This window comes from Streptosporangium sp. NPDC049376 (assembly GCF_044466505.1).
GTDB lineage: Bacteria > Actinomycetota > Actinomycetes > Streptosporangiales > Streptosporangiaceae > Streptosporangium.
The window spans coordinates 125,316-140,920 of the sequence record NZ_JBITMT010000013.1; the positions used below are offsets into that span (position 1 = coordinate 125,316).

The window sequence follows — 15,605 nt, forward strand, 5'->3', positions numbered from 1 at the left end:
GCCCCTGGGGCCGGGGTGTCGTCACGCCGCGGGCGGGCGAGCCGTGGATCACGGTTCTGGCGGCGGCCGTGGACGGTGCTACGCCGGGTTCTCTCCGTGCCCGGGGAAGGCGACGTCGCCGCCGGAGGGTGGTTGAGGCAGGGGCCAGGCCTTGTTCGGCCGCGCCCCTGCCCGGTCGGTTGTCAGGCGACGAAGACGCTGCTGCCGAACTCCTGGGTGGTGCGTCCGCCGGGCTGGACGACGGCGACGATCTGGCCCGTGCAGTTGGGACCGCTGTAGACGAGCGCGTACTCGTTGGTCTCGTTGCGCAGGATCAGCGGCCTCAGGCGCGCGTCGACGCAGCCGGACGGGTTCTCGACCACCTGGCCTCCGCCGAACACGAGCCGCCCGTGCGCGGCCATGGCGGTGGTGGGCAGCAGGGTCAGTGCCGCCGCACCGAGGGCGGCGAGAAGGTGGACGCTACGTCGCATGATGGGGCTCCCCTGTTCGGGCCGAGGCGGTGTTTCCGCCGTAGGACATTCCGATCATGCACTCTGTGTAGTCGTTCGGCCACAAAGATGAAGGCGTGTCTTCGGTGGCGGGTGGATCCGACGGGGTTGTCCGTCGGAGCCGCCAGGGGTCCGGGTGCGCCGGGCCGGAGGGCGCTTCGAGAGAAGCCCGGGTGGTCTCTCCGGCGACCTTGTGGCGGCCGTGTCGAGACGGTCTTTCGGTGGCCGTCCGCGAGCCGCCGGAACAGGGGGACGTAGGAGTTCGGCGGGATTTCCGTTGAGTGTTGGTTTCTGTTCGTCTCCGGTTTGTCCGAGGGCTTCTACACCGTTTACCGACAGGGGCGGTCCTGGGAGAAATAGGAACGATTGATTTATCCCGTGCCTCTTGGAAAAAGCCTGCGAGGTCGAAACGTGCCACGTGCGTGCCGAAGGCGATCCGCCGTACCGCTCTTCGCCTCGAAGACGCACGAAGACGTGGTGGCCGGTTCGCCTCCGGCACGCGAACGGCTGAACGCCGTGAACCGTCGGCACGGACCGCTCGGGTGACGCGCCGCCGTACTCAGGGAGTACGGATCTTCCCGAGGCTCGCCCGTGCCACCCGGGTGATCCGATGCCTGACCCCCAGAACCCGCTCGCAGTCCGCCAGGGTCCGTTCGTACAGCTCGACGGCCTGCCTGATCCGCCCGGTCGTCTGGTAGGAGTTCGCGAGGTTCAGCCGGGAGATCAGGGTGTCGAGGTGGTCGGGGCCGAAGCCCTGTTCGCAGCCTGCCACCGCTCGTTCGTACAGTTCGACGGCCTCCGGCCGTTCGTTCGCCTGGTAGGCGTGCGCGAGGTTCTGGCGGGCGTTGTTGGTGGCGAGATGGTCGGTGCCGAGGGCGCGTTCGCAGGCGATCAACGCCTGTTCGCACAGGCCGACGTCCCCTTCGATCTTTCCGGCCACCCGGTAGACGTTTATGAGGCTGTTGCGCACGGTCAGGGTGATGAGATGGTCGGAACCCAGCACGCGTTCACAGTCGGGCAGCAGGTTCTCGCCCACGCGCATGGCCGGTTTCACCTTCCTCATCAGGATGAAGGACCGCATGACGTCCGCACGGCCGGCCAGGGTGTCGGGATGGGTGGAGCCCAGAGCCGCCGCCTGCCGGCGCTCCACATGTACGTAGTGGCTCAGGGCCGGTCTCATCCATCGCAACGCTTCATAGGCGCTCGCGAGGCCGCGGCAGGTGGCCAGGGTGTCGGGGTGGTCGAAGCCCAGTGTCTTCCTGCGCCGGGCCAGCGTCCGCTTGTAGAGGGCGACGGCCTCTCTCATTCTCCCCGTCAGCTGGTAGGCCTGGGCGAGACCGTGGCGACTGGCCAGGGTGATGGGGTGGTCGGGGCCGAAGGCCCGCTCGCAGCCGGCCATCATCTGTTCGCACAGGGCGACGGTCTTGTCCACCTCGCCTTTCGCCCAGTAGGCGTCCACGAGGTCACGACGGATGGCCAGGGTGGCGGGGTGGTCGTTGCCGAAGGCCTGCTCGCAGCCGGCCAGCGCCTTTTCGTTCGTGGCAAGGGCCTTGTCCTGCTCACCTGTCGCCTGGTACGCCTCGGCGAGGTTCTTGAGGCTGGTCACGGTGGTGAAGTGGTCGGTGCCGAGGGCACGTTCGCAGTCGGCCACCAGTCGTTCGTGCAGGGTGATGGCCTTGTGCGTCTCACCCCCCGTCCGGTACGACTCGGCGAGGTTGTGCCGACTGGCCAGGGTGTCGGGATGATCGGCGCCGAGGACCCGCTCCCGGTCGGCCACCAGCTGTTCGGACAGAGCGATGCTCTTGACCGCCTCGCCTGCCGCCCAGTGGGCGCTCGCGAGGTTGTGGCGGCTGTCCAGGGTGTCGGGATGATCGGCACCGAGAACCCGCTCCCGGTCGGCCACCACCTGTTCGTAGAGGGTGATGGCCTTGTCCGCCTGCCCCGCCGTCCGGTGGGCCTCGGCGAGGTCGTGGCGGCAGGTCAGGGTGTCCGGATGGTCGGGGCCCAGGGTGCGTTCGAGGTCGGCCAGCGCTCGCCGACACAGTGCGACGGACGACCGTGCCCCGTTCATAACCACTCGACGGTCACGTCACGGGTGGCCCACGCCACCGCCGCCGACAAAGGCCCTTCGCGCCATGAACCATGCTGAATCGTCATGGCTCCATTTTGGAGGTGGAAATCGTTTGCCGTGGGCGGTGGGATCGGAAATCTCGTGGACGTTCGCACGCCCCCGCGTTTCGCCACATGAGTGAGGACGTCAAGAACGGAGGGCCGGAGGTTCCACCCGTTTGTCAATATCTCTATTTCATGCTTAATGTCGCCCGTATTACGCGCCGGGCCATTTCCCGATTTCCATGGAGAGACCGGGAAGGTGGCCCCGGACGGCCCGGGAGACGGCCCCGCGGACAGGTGGTGCCCCGTTCGCCGACGTCCGCTTCCACGCCACGCGGTGTGACCGGGAGTGCCGGCGCCGGACGGCCACCCGCTCTCGCCGACCTGAATCGTGTCGTCGCGTCGAGGGCGGATCGCCCGGTCGCGGATCGCGGAGCGTTCGCACGTCCGGGCGGGGCGTTGGAGTGCCGTGGCCGTTCTACGCCAGGCGGGTGCAGGTGACCGAGCCGAGAATGAAGCTGGGGCCGCTGTTCATGGTGATGTGCAGGGCGTTGACGGTGAGGGTGCCGTCCGAGGCCCTGACCTGCTGTTCGTTGACGACGGCGGAGCCCCCGTCGAAGGTTATGCGTTCGGGCGCCGGTATGACGCCTTCGCCCGCCACGCTGTTCCCGAAATGGTTTCTCCCCATGCGGACCTCGGACCTGATGCCGGTTCCGGTGGAGGCGCAGGAGGCGCTGAGGTTCTCGACCTCGATGGTTCTGCCGAACGCCAGGATGCCTTTGACCTGGGCGTCGGCCCACAGGGAAGTGCTCTGGCGCTGCGCGGCGACGTGGAACTCCTGGGCGCTGAGGATCTGCATGTAGGGCTTGCCGAGGACCCAGGGCCCGCCCCTGGCGGAGGTGGGCCCGGCGGCGGAGTCGGCGTGGGGCAGCGGGCCCGCGGAAAGCGCTCCCTGGGCCCAGACCCCGTAGGCCGTCGCCTTGATGACGGCGGCCGAGGACGGAGCGGCCGGGAGCACCGCCGTGAGCAGCCCCACGGCCAGCAAGCCGATCGCGCCGATGTGTCGTCGAGCAGGCACCTTGAGCTCCTTCGCGGTCGTACGTCGAGGGTTTTGCGGGCGACTCCCTACGAGGGCCACCCTCTCGGACCTTAACGTTACGTAGTCGCGTATATCCATGGAGTTCGGAATTCTCGCCGTCGACGACGCCGGACTCCCGGGACCGCCGCCCGACCTGAAGCCGGGGGCGGCCCCGGTGAGGGTCGTCGGTGGTCAGGGCCGTGGTGCGTGGTTCCGGGTCACCGCAGGGCGGTGACCGGTTCGTCGCCGTCGGCCTCCTGGAAGAAGGCGCCGTCCGTGCCGACCGCGTCGCGGCGCACCACCTCGGCGGGGTCCGCGCGGGAGCGCCGTACGGCCATGCGCCGCGTCGAACTCGGCGCCGAAGTCCTGGGGTGGGGCCCCTCCCTGCGGCCGGGCTCATGTTCGACATGGAACACTCACCGTGACTTAATGATTGCGCTCAGTGTTTCCCCTGTTCTGTGAAGAGGAGATCCATGCGTCTGCACTCTGCCGTGGCTGCCGCCGCCGGCGCCCTCATCCTGGTTCTGGCGGTTCCCGGCTCCGCGTCGGCCGCCGTGGGCCAGTTCCGTTACTCCTACAAGACCGCCGACGGGTACGACGCCGTCGGCTTCATCAACAACCCCGAGAGCGGGAGGTGCATCGACATCCGGGGGGCGGGCTCTGACGGCACGTCGGCCTCCTACGCGCCGAAGAACCTGACCGACTCGACGGCCACGGTCTTCCTTGAGGCCGGCTGTACGGGGGATGCCTTCTACAGCCTGCGCCCCGGCGCGGGCGCTTCGGAACGCCTGCTGGTGCGCTCCGTCGTCTTCTCCTGAAACGCGGCTTCGGGCGCCGTGCTCCGCGGCCTGCGGAGTACGGCGCCGCACCCACCACATGAGGACGCTCGGCCGGGTGGGCGGCAGGAGGTCCCCCGTTGTGGGCGCGGCCTCTCGACGAACCGGACCCTGGCCCCGCCGGATCCTCGCGCACACCGACCGGCATGAGCCTACGGCCCGCACCTCGTCTGTGACCTTCGGGTCGTCCCCGGGTTTTCAGGTGTGGCCGGCGCGTCCGGGGAGCCTTGGGCGGTGGTGGAAGCGTTGCGATATACCCCTAGGGGGTATATCGTCTGTGACGGCAAAGGAAGTACGAAAGACCTGGAGTTCCCATGGCCGAGCAGCACCACGACCACAGCCGGCACGGCATGTCCGGGCAGGCGGGGCACGAGCACGCGGGCCACCACGACCACGACCAGCACGCGCACGCCGGCCACGGCAAGGTCACCTGGCGGATGGCGGCCTCGGCGACCCTGCACTGCCTGACCGGATGCGCCATCGGTGAGGTGCTCGGGCTGGTGATCGCCACCGCGCTGGGCTGGCACACGTTCCCGTCCATCGTGCTGGCCGTCGTGCTGGCCTTCTTCTTCGGCTACCTGCTCACCCTCATCCCGCTTCGCCGGGCCGGGGTGGGTTGGAAGGAGGCGATCACCCTGGCTCTGGCGGCCGACACGGTGTCGATCATCGTGATGGAGATCGTGGACAACGGCGTGATGCTCGTCATCCCCGGCGCCATGGACGCCGGGCTCACCACGGGGCTGTTCTGGGGCGCGCTGGCGGTCGCCCTGCTGGTGGCGTTCCTGGTGACCACGCCGATCAACAAGTGGATCATCGGCAAGGGGCGGGGGCACGCGGTCGTCCACGCCTACCACCACTGACGGGCCCGCCTGCGGTCACGACCGCCGCAGGCCCGCCACGTCCGTCGCGACAGGGTGGGACGGCCCGCGCGTCAGCCGTACCGGTGGACCGTGGTCGGCGCGTTCGTGGCGAAACCCCTCGTCATCAACCACACGGCGAAGACGAGGCTCTGCAGGCCCAGCGGCGCGTTCATGGTCAGGTAGAGCGGCGTGGCCACGTCGGTCAGGCGAAGCAGTATCAGGAAGCTCGCCGACATGGCCGCGCCGATTCCCAGGAATCCCCATCCGGACAGCCACCGGGGGACGGATCCCGACCGCCACAGAACGCGGAACAGCAGGAGATCTCCGAGGCTCAACGCGATGATCAACGCGACGTGGTTGACCAGGTCGCGTGCCGTCCGCAGCAGCTCGCCCAAGACCTCAAGGTGGGACGCGTCCGAAGCGCCGGCTTCGGCGAACTCATGGCCCAGGACGAGGAACAGGGGCAGGGTGATCACGCCGATGAAGTGGAATGTCGCCGCGATCAGCCTGAACCCGAGGAAACCCAGGCTGAGCGCCTCGTTCTCCGCCCGCAACGCCGGATAGACGCACAACGCGAACCCGACGTAGGCGGGGATCATGATGGACTGGGCGATCGCGCCGACGATGACCTGGCTCTCGTGCGCGGAAACGAGAGCGAGACGGCGTGGCTCATCAAGAGCGGGAACGATGCTCAGCACACCGGCGATCATGCTGACGACGATCAATGTGCCCGCGATCGCGGCTGCCCGCCTGTTCGTATGCATGATGGTCGTCCTGTGATCCCGATGGTGGCGGAGTGGTCGGCGCCGGATCGGCGGGGTTCGGGCTCTCTGAGGGTGCAAGACTGACGCGCAGGTCGAGGACCGCCGGGATCAGCCTGTGAGCAGGTCCATGCGGAGGAACTCGGTGATGCGGAGCGGCTTCGGTGGGCGTGCCACCTCATCGGGGAGGGCCTGGAACGCCTCGTCCTTCCCGACGAGGCGTGGGGCGGTGAGTTCCACCTCTCTCCCGTCGACCCGGAGCCGCGCGTTTCCGGCGGCCAGGACGTTCCGCACCCAGTCGGAGCGTGATCCGTACACCAGAACGAACAGGTAACCGCCGTCGACGGGATGCGCGTCCATCGGCGTGCGGTACGTGGCACCGGAAACGCGGCCGACGTGGATCAGCACCGGCCATCTACCGCCGGCTATCGCGCGGGGGTTGAACACCTTCTTGTTCACGTGTCCCCACCACCTCGGCATCGGCATGGAGATCTCCTTCTCTCGCCCTGGCGGGCGCGTCACAGGTCCGAATCCTGGCCGACGCGAACCCGAAGAGCCTTACGGTAGTAAGGCTGCTTACAGGTGTAAGGTTGGCTTACGCTCGTAAGGCTGTCAACCCGTCCGGACTCCGGAGCCGTCGTGCCACCATCGCAACCGCTCAACAGAGGCCTCGTGCTGGAGGCCGCGATCCGGGTCGCGGATCGCGGCGGCGTGGAGGCGATCACGATGCGTCGGGTGGCGCAGGAGCTGGGCGTGGAGGCGATGTCGCTCTACCACCACGTGCCGAACAAAGACGCGATCCTCGACGGCGTGGTCGACATGGTGTTCGGGGCGATCGAGCTACCCGGCGCCGAAGGCGACGACTGGCGTGAGGCGATCCGTGCGCGTTCCTTCTCCGCACGGGTGATCCTGTCCCGGCACAGCTGGGCTCTCGGCCTCATGGACTCCCGGCGCGATCCGGGACCGGCGACGCTGCGTCACCACGACGCCGTCCTGGGCGTCCTGCGGGAGGCGGGGTTCACGCTGCCGATGGCGGCGCACGCCGTCTCGCTCATCGACAGCTACGTCTCCGGATTCGTCCTGCAGGAGGCGAACCTGCCGGTGGGGACGCCGGACGACGTCGAGGAGGTGGCGGGCGGCATCCTCCGGCGTCTGCCTGCGGAGGAGTTGCCGTATCTCACCGAGATGATCCGTGACCACGCCCTGCAGCCGGGCTACGACTACACCAGTGAGTTCGGCTACGGCCTGGACCTGATCCTGGACGCGCTCGAAGCTCGCCGCAGGGGGTTCGTGTGACGGCAGCCGCCGTCCGCGCGGCTCGGCCGGTTCCCTCGCAGGTCTGCTGATCGATTGAGGCCAAGACGGCGCGGTCAGCAGGAGACGGTCACCGGATCGGAGACCGCCACGTTGCAGCCGCTGTTGCCGCTCCCCGAGACCGGTCCCAGGCTCATGACCGGCTTGGTGGCGTACCTCCCGCTGACGCGCTTCGCGACGACGGCCTGCGTGATGATCCGGCTTGGCCCTTCGATGATTCCGACGGTGTCCGGCTCCGTGGACTGCGAATCATCCCCAACCGCCGTGGGCGGTGACCTCCAGGAGGTCGCCGTCGCCGCCGGACTCAACAGCCGCCCACGCGAGACGCTCGGCTGGGAAACCCCAGCCGAGCGTCTCGCCAGGCTTCCGGCCGAAGCCGGTTGATCACCCTGTGTCGCAACGACCCCTGCGATTCACCGTACGGCGGGAGCCTTCGTCATGTCCGCGACCTGGCCGTAGAGCCTGGGGGCGGCCCCACGGCGGGGGAGAAGCCGGTTGTCCGTTCACCACGGCGGCTTTTCGGAGGGTCCTGGCTCAGCCGGGCACGACCACCTCAAGAACCTTGTTCTTGACCAGCTCGGTCAGCAGTTCCCGCACGTCGTCGCGAACCTCATCCGGCTGGGCGTCGTAGTGGTTCGCGACCTCGGCGGATATCTCCTCCACGGTGCGGCTGCCGTTGACCTTACGGAAGATGAAGGCCGCGGTGTCGCTCAGTTCGAAGACGTCCCCCACTCCCGCCACCCGAAGGTTGCCCTGGAACTTGCGGATCCGGATGTCCACGGTCTGACCGACCACCGTGTTCGGCCCGAGCACGAGATCCATCACCCCACCTCGATCTCTGCGGTCAGGTCCTTGCAGAGCTCGTACACCTTCTTGATCCACTCCCCGGGATTCGCCGGGTCGAGGTCGCGCATGGTCTCGATGGCCCAGTACTGGTCGAAGGGCAGCGCCTCAGGATCAGCCGCCCGATATCGGCGCGCACGCCATTTCACCAGGGATCCGTACTGGTCATGGCTGGCCAGGAGCGCGTCGACGAGGTAGTCGAATGCCGCCTTCATTGACAGGACACCGCTCTCGGTGTCCGAAACCGCGAGCTGTCCCAGAGCCGCGTTCGCGAAGGAGTCGCTTTTCGCGAGGTTGTAACGCACCAGGAAGGCACGCAGCGCCGAGGTTTTGATCTGCTCCCGCCGTGTGGCCACCCACTCGTCGCCGCTCAGCGGGATGCAGGAAAGCAGGCGGTCCAGAAAGAGCTGTTCGACCTCCACCAGCGGAGGCCCGGCCTTCTGCTCCTCGAAGGCCTTCCAGGAGATCTTGTCCATGAGCTCGTCGACCTGGGAGTCGAGCCAGTATTTGACCTCCCAACGGTTCCCCTCGTGCCGCAGCGCCGTGACGGACAGATGTCCGGGCGCCAGCGGAACGTCCGCCGTCAACAACTCCTCGTGCACCAGGGACTCCGTGGACACGATGGCGAAGTCGAGGTCGCTGTACTGGTGGCTCCAACCCTGGGCCGTCGAGCCGACGATCATTGTCGTCAGCTCGGTCGCGGGCAGGAGCCCCTCGCTCGCCAGGGCGTCGCGACACTGAGAGAACCGGTCCTCATCCATGAAACTCTCCCTCCATAACCGGGGCCTTCTCCGACGGCGACGCCGTGGTCGAAACCAAGAGACCGGCGTTGAACGCCTCGGTGAGCAACGGCATCACGTCAGAAAGCTCGACCTGTGCCTGCGCGAGCAGGGCTTCGACCCGGCGGTCGCCGTCGATCGCGGACAGGAACCGGTACCACGCGGGCTCCTCGGCCGCGTCCACGACGAACTCGAGCTGACCGCCGACAGCCAGGTACAGGATCGATGAATTGATTTCCCGCACCGCGGCCACATCGTCGGAGAACGCCAGCACGTGGTTCGGGTCGAGGCTCGGGTAGTACCCGACACGGTCCCCGATCCCGCGCTGCTGTGTCTCCCAGTCCACGACGTCCAGCGAGACCGGCAGGTCACCGCGCGGCGTGTCCAGGGGCGCGGGAGGAAGAGACTGGGTCATCTGGTCCAACAAGCCCAGGTTCACCAGGCGCATGACGATCTCGACGTCCGCCGGATTCGGTGCCGTGCGCAGCCGCGACAGCATGTTCCGGAGGGCGTCGGCGCGGAGATAGTCGCGGCCGCCCTTCGAGGACAGAGCCTCCTCAAGCAGACCGCCGTTGTCCTGGCTCAGGAGCGCGACCATGGAGCGATGAGTGAAGCCTTCGCCGGGGCCGTAGTAGAACGGCACCTTCGGGCGACGGGCGATGTCGTCCGGCAGAACGCCCGAGACCGCCCGGCGCAGGATCTCCTTGTCCCACAGAAGTGTGGCGCGCTGGTGTCTCGGGATGCTCGCCAGCAGCTCGATGAGGCGGTGGTCCAGGAAGGGCACCCTGGCCTCGACCCCGTTGCCGGCCGCGGTGCGGTCCTCGTGCCAGCAGTTGTACTGCTGGATGCTCCTGTGCTTCCAGGCCACATAGGCCCCGTACGGATCGGCGAGGGCCTCGGCCGCGGCGCTCGGGATGGCGGCGTCCGAGACCAGCGGCTCGTCGTAGGCCTCAAGCCACGGACTTCTCGTCGGCGCGTGCAGCAGGGCGGCGGACCGGGCCATCCGGTGCATGCCGGCTTCGAAGCCCTGCCAGGTACCGTCGTTGGACAGCACGCTGGAGTAGCCGCCGTTGTACTCGTCGCTCGCCTGCCCGAGGAGCATCCCCCGCAGCTGCGGCCGTACCGACTTCGCGAAGCGATGCAGCTGGAACTTGTAGTGCTGTTCGGCTCCGCACAGGGGAGTCTCCAGAAGCCAGAGAAGATCCTTCCATTCGGCGGGATCGGGCATCCGGCTGGAGTCGAGGACGACCTGGTGGTTGCGCAGGCCGAGCCCCTTGGCGGTGCGGTGGCCGTACTCGGCGTCGCCGTTCGCGAAGGTGCTGGCGTTGACGACGGTGAAGGTGTGGATGTCCGGAGAGCCGCCGGCGGCGAAGGCGGCGACCGCGGCCGAGTCCACGCCGCCGCTGAGGAAGAGACCGAGTTCGGCGTCCGCGTTGGCGCAGTCGCGCACGGACTCCGCGAGCAGCTCGCGGTAGGCGGTGACGAACTCCTCGTCGGAGAGCGACGCCTGCCCGTCGAAGTCGGGCAGCTTCCAGTAGTCGTGCCGCGTGGTGGATCCCGACGTCAGGTCAATGGTGACGATCGCCCCCGCAGGCACCATCTCGACACCTCTGAACCAGGATGTCGCAGGCTCCTGGGACAGGTACGGCGCGACGGTCAGCGTCTGTTCGCCGAGCGCGACGTCCCAGTCGACGGCTCTTGGGCACTCGGGGTGTTGGAAGAGCGCCTTGATCTCGGAGCCGAAGACCACCTGGTCGCCCACTCGCGCGTAGTAGAGAGGCTTGATGCCGAATCTGTCTCGCGCCAGCACGAGAGTCCGGCGCTTGCGGTCCCACAGCGCGATGGCGAACATACCCGCGACGTGATCCAGAAAGTGGCGCCCCTCCCGGGCGTAAAGGTGGGCCAGGACCTCGCAGTCGGATTTGGTCCGCAGCGCCACGTCGGGGATCCGGGATTTTTCCAGGTCGCGATGGTTGTACACCTCGCCGTTCGCGATCAGGACTACGGAACCGTCGTCGCTGAGAAGCGGTTGCGCTCCGTTGTCCGGACCCACCAGGGCCAGGCGGCGGAAGGCCAGACCGACCGGCCCGTCCACCATGGTCTCCTCACCGTCGGGTCCCCGATGACCGACGGCGTGGGCCATACGCGCCAGCACGCCTGCGGACGTCGGCGGCAGTGGGCCACCCCCAAGCTGCACTATTCCGGCCAATCCACACAAGGCCCATCAACCTCGTTCCACTCCGTCGGTCGGTTACTCGTGGAGCGATGGGCCGCGGCCGCGAGAGCCGCGGCCCATCAGTTCTCTCAGACGGTCATGCCGAGAACGGCGCAGCGCTCGACCTTCGTGGTCGTCGGCTTGGTGTACTTCTTCATGGTTCCACCTCCTTTCCTGGAAAGGGTGACCCCGAACGGTTGCGCCCGGGGGGCCTGTGAATTCCGCACCGGCGGGCCAATTGGTTCCCCGGCCGGGTGAGTGAGGCGAGGCGAAGAATGACGCTCCTTCTGCGGCGACGCGTCGGAGTCAGTTCGGAGTGGCCGGCTTCCCTTCGTGGAGTTCGTCGAGATCCGTGTCCGGTGAACTGCTTTTTATGGACGCCCTGCGGGCGAAGGGATAGAAGCCGCTGCCGGCCAGGAAGAAGACAAGGGCGAAGACCAGCCATCCGCCCAGGTGGAAGGGCAGAATGACAGAGGTCACCGCGAGGGGGCCGAGCAGCCCGCCCGCCGCGATTCCGCTGTTGAAGACGCCCTGGTAAGAACCCGGGGTCGAAGGGTCCGCGAGGTCATAACTCAGGCTCCAGCCGCCCGCGGAGGACAGGATTTCGCCCAGCGTCAGTGTCGCCGTGCCGACCAGCACCAGCGCGGTGGCCATCAGCGGGCCGAAGAACGCCGCGGAACCGAGCGCGGCGCAGGAGACGGCGAAGGCCACCGCGGAACGAAAACAGGCGGTGGCGGCCCGGCGCGGATCGTCCAAACCTCGACTGAGGCGTACCTGGAGAAGAATGACCATAACGGTGTTGAGAATCAGACAGCCCGAAATGATGACGGCAGGCGCACTCGTGTTCGTCGTCACCCACAGGGGCAGACCGACTTCCAGGATGGCTATGTGTAGCGCGAGTATCGCACTGAGTAACGTTATCCCGAGGAACGGCGTGTTTCTGAACGGGTTGGCGCCGGTGCGCCGGACACCCGTCGACGCCGGCTCGCGGTGGCCGGTGATCCGGCGATGCCCGATCCTGCGGATCAGCACGGCGGTGACGAGGAAGGTCACCGCGTTGACGATCACGATGAGACGGTAGGCCATCGGGGTGTCGGCCACCAGCGCGATGGCCGCCAGCGCGGCTCCCAAACCCGTCCCGGCATTGCCGACGGCGCGCACGTAGGCACGGCCACGCAGGCGTTCCTCCGGCGGAAAGGCCTCGAAGACGAGAGCGTTGCGCACCGAGATCGCGCCACGGTCCAGGAAGGTCACGACGGCGACGGCCACGAGGAAGGCGGGAAAGGTGTCCGCGAGCAGGTAGGCGAGCACACCGACGCTCTCCAGCACGAGCAGGGCGGTGAGGACCCTGACCAGGCCGAATCGATCGGCGAAGACTCCCATGGGGTAGCCGACGGCGATGCCGCAGAGGCCGCCGAGGGTGAGCCCGATACCGAGCTGCTGCGGAGAGATTCCCTGGACACGGGTGAAAAAGAGGACGCTGGTCGTGACAAAAAGACCGTTGCCGACCGTATTTATGAAGGTGGCGGTTGAAAGCAGGACCAGGGGCCGGGATCTGAGATGCGCAAGGTTTCCTCGTGAGGTCTGACCTTTGCGTATACGCATGCCAAACATGCTCCTTCCCCGTGCCCGCCCCCACTACACCGCAAAATTTGACAACATGATGCTTCTGTTGTCAATCATCGGCCGATGCCAATGTGCTGCCTTGTTGAAAGCGAATTGCGGATTTGGTTCCCGTCCTGCCCTGCAAGTGCGCCGCCCCATTGGCCGGTACCGAATCATCGGCACGGCGGCGTGACCCCAAAGCGGCCAAACGTGGGAGCGAACGAAAACCCGATTCGGTCCGTACCGTTTTGAGCAGCAATCCATGTGCGACCGTTCAGGCCGACGCGCTGCGCATATCGTACGACGGTCACAGAATCGTAGCAATAGGCAACACCCGGCGCGGGCGTCTCTCGAACCCGGCGTTTCCGCAGCTATTGGCGCTTGCGACGGCGCGTCAATTCGTCCGGCGCGCCGGTGCGTCATCACCCCGGCCCGGATGTGACGTCTATCACACTTAATGTGTCGGCGCAGGTGGTGGCCTCAGTGTCGGCGATGTCCCGTACAGGCAGGTAGCGCGCGTCGCCGTGCTTCGATGTATATTCGGCCCCGAGTTTGCCGTACGTTAATACTTCGGCAGTATGCCGATTCCATCGTCGGGTGTCTCGGCGTTTGTGCAGATGGCGCCCAATTCCGTACCAGGTACGGGCGATCGGCCACCGTACACCGTGCCGTCCCGCCTATTGAACGCCTCAGCGGCCATGCCGGACCGAGAACCCTCCGAGGAGCATTCCGACGACATGGATCTCACCAAAGAGTTCGATCGGCACGATCACGGGTGCCGCCGGCTGCCCGGCACGGCAGGCGTCGGGGGGTGGCGGTGAACACCGACCGCGTGCTGGCGGAGGCACGGACAGTCGCCGAGTACCACAGCAAGTTCCGAAACTGGGATGCCCGGGCCAGCGTTCGCACCAAGCCGCGCCACGTCCTCGACGAGCCGCAGGCGTCGCAACTCTACTTCCCGCCGGAACTGCATCCGGTGGTGGACCACCGTCTCGTCGCGGACCGCGGCCCTGAGGTACGTCACCGTCTGCTGGTTCACCGCCTGTACGGCTATCTACGTTTCACCACCGAACTTGAGACGGTCACCGTTCTCCCGGTGGCCGCCGAACTCGGCATGAGCCGCAGCGGCCTGCACCTACCGCCCGCCATGCGGCGCGACGCGTTCAAGATAGTCACCGACGAGGCCTGGCACGCGCAGTTCTCCGACGACCTGCTGGACCAGGTCGAGCAGGCCACGGGCCTGGCGGCCACCCTGCCGCGGCGACCGCGGTTCCTCCACTCGCTCAAGGTCGTTCATGACGGCCTGGACCCCTGCCTCGGGGGTCTGGCGAACCTGCTGTTCGCCGTGGTGAGCGAGACGCTGATCTCCTCGATCCTCACCGATCTGCCGCACGATCAGCGCCTGCCTCCCGCGGTACGCGGTACGGTCGCCGACCACGCCGAGGACGAGGGCAGACATCACGCCTACTTTCGCAGCCTCCTGCGCCACTTCTGGGGCGCGCTGGATCGCGCCGAACAGCGCGCGATCGGCCCGGTGGTACCCGAGTTGATTCACGCCTTCCTCCAGCCGGACCTTCCCGCGGTCGCCCTCTCCCTCGTCGAGGAGGGGTTCACTCCGGCCGAGACCGAGCAGATACTGCGCGAGGCGTACCCACCGGAGCGGGTTCGCGCGAGCATCCGCGAGTCGTCCACCGCCTGTGTGCGGTACTTCGCCGAGGTGGGATGCCTCGACGATCCCCGCACCAGGGAGAGCTTCGTCCGAGCGGACCTTCTCGGCGGCTGATGAGCGCGGACATCGACTGGTGAGTCGGAAGGGAGCCCGTTGACAGTGGACGTACCGCCTCTCGGTCACGCCGCCGTTCCCAGGCGGAAACTGGAGACCCGGATCCGCAAGTACCGCGGGCGGCTCTATGTCGCCAGCGCCGACCAGGCCTTCGAACTGGATCACGTCGCCGAGTACATCTTCTGGGAGATCGACGGCAAACGAACCGTTCGCGAGATCGGGGAACGCGTCGCGGCCACCTACGGCCTGCCGCTGGAGCAGGCCCTCGCCGACACCGCCGCGATGCTCGCCCACCTTGCCGCCAACGAGGTCCTGACCGCCCAGACGGTCGGCGGCCACGAGCCGGAACGTGTGAGCGCCGATGGCTGACCCCGCGGACGAGGAGAGCTTCGCATGGCTGGCGCCGATGGTCCTGTGGCCGTACGCCGAACCGTTGCTGCCTCCCGCCGGGGTTCGACCGCAGGGCGGCGGCATGCAACGCATCGACCAGCGGACCGTGTTCGCCGCGGTGCAGTTCGTGCTGAACACCGGCATCGCATGGCGTGCCTTGCCGCGCCTGTTCGGCGTCTCCTGGCAGAACTGTCATCGCCGTTTCGTGCAGTGGACGGACGACGGCCTCTGGCCGCGACTGGAGGAGGCCGTCGCCGAGAACGGACCGGAGCACGCCCAGGACTGGGCGCGGATCGTGAGCGAGCAGGTTCGGGGAAGACTCCGCGAGCGGCGTGGCGTCTCGGCCGCACCCGACGTCTGGGTTCGCGAGGAGCATGGCGAAACCGGTGCCCGGCCCACGGTCCGGCGGGTGCACAGGGCGCTCGCACAGCGGCTTTTCTGGCCGCACGACTGATCGTCACTATCCCGGAAAAAGGACCCGCAGAATCACCGCGATAAACGCCTTCCGGCCGCTGAAACGGCAGTTCCCGCATGGTTTTAC

17 protein-coding genes are annotated in these 15,605 nt (G+C 67.4%); 7 read left to right on the plus strand and 10 right to left on the minus strand.

Annotated features, from left to right (window positions below; translation table 11 throughout):
* Nucleotides 1-182 precede the first annotated feature (182 nt).
* From ACIBVQ_RS28400 to ACIBVQ_RS28415, 4 genes are all read right to left on the minus strand, one after another.
* Nucleotides 183-470, minus strand: coding sequence for a hypothetical protein (locus ACIBVQ_RS28400; protein ID WP_352014959.1), 288 nt, complete (start codon nt 468-470; stop codon nt 183-185).
* 577 nt (nt 471-1,047) lie between these two features.
* Nucleotides 1,048-2,559: a tetratricopeptide repeat protein gene (locus tag ACIBVQ_RS28405; protein ID WP_399181120.1), complete on the minus strand. Its 1,512-nt coding sequence runs from the start codon at nt 2,557-2,559 to the stop codon at nt 1,048-1,050.
* A gap of 519 nt (nt 2,560-3,078) precedes the next feature.
* Nucleotides 3,079-3,678 carry a choice-of-anchor P family protein gene (locus tag ACIBVQ_RS28410; protein ID WP_399181122.1) on the minus strand — a complete coding sequence of 200 codons (600 nt, stop codon included), beginning with the start codon at nt 3,676-3,678 and terminating at the stop codon, nt 3,079-3,081.
* Nucleotides 3,679-3,896: 218 nt separating this feature from the next.
* Nucleotides 3,897-4,094 carry a hypothetical protein gene (locus ACIBVQ_RS28415; RefSeq protein WP_399181124.1) on the minus strand — a complete coding sequence of 66 codons (198 nt, stop codon included), beginning with the start codon at nt 4,092-4,094 and terminating at the stop codon, nt 3,897-3,899.
* Between the two features lie 57 nt (nt 4,095-4,151).
* Between ACIBVQ_RS28415 and ACIBVQ_RS28420 the strand changes: the two genes are divergently transcribed.
* Nucleotides 4,152-4,496, plus strand: a complete 345-nt coding sequence (locus ACIBVQ_RS28420; RefSeq protein ID WP_399181126.1) for a hypothetical protein — start codon at nt 4,152-4,154, stop codon at nt 4,494-4,496.
* A 332-nt stretch (nt 4,497-4,828) separates the two neighbouring features.
* Complete coding sequence (locus tag ACIBVQ_RS28425; protein ID WP_386191601.1) at nt 4,829-5,374, plus strand: DUF4396 domain-containing protein; 546 nt, start codon at nt 4,829-4,831, stop codon at nt 5,372-5,374.
* A 71-nt stretch (nt 5,375-5,445) separates the two neighbouring features.
* Here ACIBVQ_RS28425 and ACIBVQ_RS28430 read toward each other — a convergent pair whose 3' ends face one another.
* Nucleotides 5,446-6,138, minus strand: a complete 693-nt coding sequence (locus ACIBVQ_RS28430) for a DUF4386 domain-containing protein (protein WP_399181128.1) — start codon at nt 6,136-6,138, stop codon at nt 5,446-5,448.
* Nucleotides 6,139-6,246: 108 nt separating this feature from the next.
* A complete protein-coding gene (locus ACIBVQ_RS28435; protein ID WP_352014948.1) occupies nt 6,247-6,621 on the minus strand; it encodes a nitroreductase family deazaflavin-dependent oxidoreductase in 375 nt (124 codons plus the stop codon).
* Between the two features lie 153 nt (nt 6,622-6,774).
* On the opposite strand from ACIBVQ_RS28435, the gene ACIBVQ_RS28440 reads away from it, so the two are divergent.
* Nucleotides 6,775-7,431, plus strand: a complete 657-nt coding sequence (locus tag ACIBVQ_RS28440; protein ID WP_399181130.1) for a TetR/AcrR family transcriptional regulator — start codon at nt 6,775-6,777, stop codon at nt 7,429-7,431.
* Nucleotides 7,432-7,485: 54 nt separating this feature from the next.
* Nucleotides 7,486-7,833, plus strand: coding sequence for a hypothetical protein (locus ACIBVQ_RS28445; protein ID WP_399181266.1), 348 nt, complete (start codon nt 7,486-7,488; stop codon nt 7,831-7,833).
* 150 nt (nt 7,834-7,983) lie between these two features.
* Here the strand turns inward: ACIBVQ_RS28445 and ACIBVQ_RS28450 are convergent, their stop codons facing one another.
* From ACIBVQ_RS28450 to ACIBVQ_RS28465, 4 genes are all read right to left on the minus strand, one after another.
* Entirely contained in the window at nt 7,984-8,271 is a 288-nt protein-coding gene (locus ACIBVQ_RS28450) for a PqqD family protein (RefSeq protein WP_399181132.1), read from the minus strand.
* Nucleotides 8,271-9,053, minus strand: coding sequence for a hypothetical protein (locus ACIBVQ_RS28455; protein ID WP_399181134.1), 783 nt, complete (start codon nt 9,051-9,053; stop codon nt 8,271-8,273). Before ACIBVQ_RS28455 ends, ACIBVQ_RS28450 begins: the two co-directional genes overlap by 1 nt.
* On the minus strand, nt 9,046-11,289 hold the full coding sequence (asnB, locus tag ACIBVQ_RS28460) for an asparagine synthase (glutamine-hydrolyzing) (RefSeq protein ID WP_399181136.1): 2,244 nt from the start codon (nt 11,287-11,289) through the stop codon (nt 9,046-9,048). The genes ACIBVQ_RS28455 and asnB overlap by 8 nt, the downstream gene beginning before the upstream one ends.
* Before the next feature lie 303 nt (nt 11,290-11,592).
* Entirely contained in the window at nt 11,593-12,891 is a 1,299-nt protein-coding gene (locus ACIBVQ_RS28465) for an MFS transporter (RefSeq protein ID WP_399181138.1), read from the minus strand.
* 817 nt (nt 12,892-13,708) lie between these two features.
* On the opposite strand from ACIBVQ_RS28465, the gene ACIBVQ_RS28470 reads away from it, so the two are divergent.
* Genes ACIBVQ_RS28470 through ACIBVQ_RS28480 form a run of 3 tightly spaced genes read left to right on the plus strand, consistent with a single transcriptional unit; the run spans nt 13,709 to nt 15,518 of the window.
* Nucleotides 13,709-14,674 (plus strand): diiron oxygenase, encoded by a 966-nt coding sequence (locus ACIBVQ_RS28470; protein WP_399181140.1) that lies wholly within the window; start codon nt 13,709-13,711, stop codon nt 14,672-14,674.
* A 45-nt stretch (nt 14,675-14,719) separates the two neighbouring features.
* Entirely contained in the window at nt 14,720-15,043 is a 324-nt protein-coding gene (locus tag ACIBVQ_RS28475) for a PqqD family protein (protein ID WP_399181262.1), read from the plus strand.
* Nucleotides 15,036-15,518 carry a transposase gene (locus ACIBVQ_RS28480; RefSeq protein ID WP_399181142.1) on the plus strand — a complete coding sequence of 161 codons (483 nt, stop codon included), beginning with the start codon at nt 15,036-15,038 and terminating at the stop codon, nt 15,516-15,518. The genes ACIBVQ_RS28475 and ACIBVQ_RS28480 overlap by 8 nt, the downstream gene beginning before the upstream one ends.
* Nucleotides 15,519-15,605 lie beyond the last annotated feature (87 nt).